Origin of the sequence: Burkholderia sp. HI2714 (assembly GCF_002223085.1) — a bacterium.
GTDB classification, from domain to species: Bacteria; Pseudomonadota; Gammaproteobacteria; order Burkholderiales; family Burkholderiaceae; genus Burkholderia; species Burkholderia lata_D.
In genome coordinates, this window is sequence record NZ_NKFM01000176.1 from 1 (window position 1) to 629 (window position 629).

Sequence of the window (629 nt, forward strand, 5' to 3'; positions counted from 1 at the left end):
CATCCTATTGTGCTTTTCCATCGCGGCGAATCCAATTCACTTGTTCGGACTTCATCGGTAATGGTGCCCGGAGCCGGAGTCGAACCGGCACGCGCCGATTAGAGCGCAGCGAATTTTAAGTCCGCGGTGTCTACCATTTTCACCATCCGGGCGGGTTGAATGACGCAGGCTGCAGGAATTGACGACACCTGACGATTACAAATCACCTGCTCTACCCGATGAGCTAAGCCGGTTGTTGGTGGGCCCGGCCGGACTTGAACCGGCGACCAGTCGATTATGAGTCGACGGCTCTAACCCACTGAGCTACAGGCCCGCGAGTGGGGTGGGCCTCCCGTGGCATACCACGCACTGCGAAGACGGGGGTATCGCAGTCGACCTGGAGGATCGGAGGCCCATTGGCGGAAACGACGAGATTCGAACTCGCGGACAGTCGCCCGTCGCCGGTTTTCAAGACCGGTGCCTTCAACCGCTCGGCCACGTTTCCGGTGGAGCGGGTGAAGGGAGTCGAACCCTCGTCATCAGCTTGGAAGGCTGTTGCTCTACCATTGAGCTACACCCGCAGCTGGCCAGCATTGTAGCGGTATCGATCAGATCACATCTGAAATTTGACGATTGTTAAGTGTTTCTGG

The 629-nt window shown here is 57.7% G+C and carries 4 tRNA genes; all 4 read right to left on the reverse strand.

From position 1 onward, the window contains the following. Positions 1 to 61: 61 nt before the first annotated feature. Positions 62 to 152, reverse strand: a tRNA-Leu gene (locus tag CFB82_RS41765). 84 nt (positions 153 to 236) lie between these two features. Beyond that, a tRNA-Ile gene (locus CFB82_RS41770) sits at positions 237 to 313 on the reverse strand. A gap of 83 nt (positions 314 to 396) precedes the next feature. After that, positions 397 to 484, reverse strand: a tRNA-Ser gene (locus CFB82_RS41775). 2 nt (positions 485 to 486) lie between these two features. Next, positions 487 to 560: transfer RNA gene (locus tag CFB82_RS41780), tRNA-Gly, on the reverse strand. Between the last annotated feature and the right edge of the window lie 69 nt (positions 561 to 629).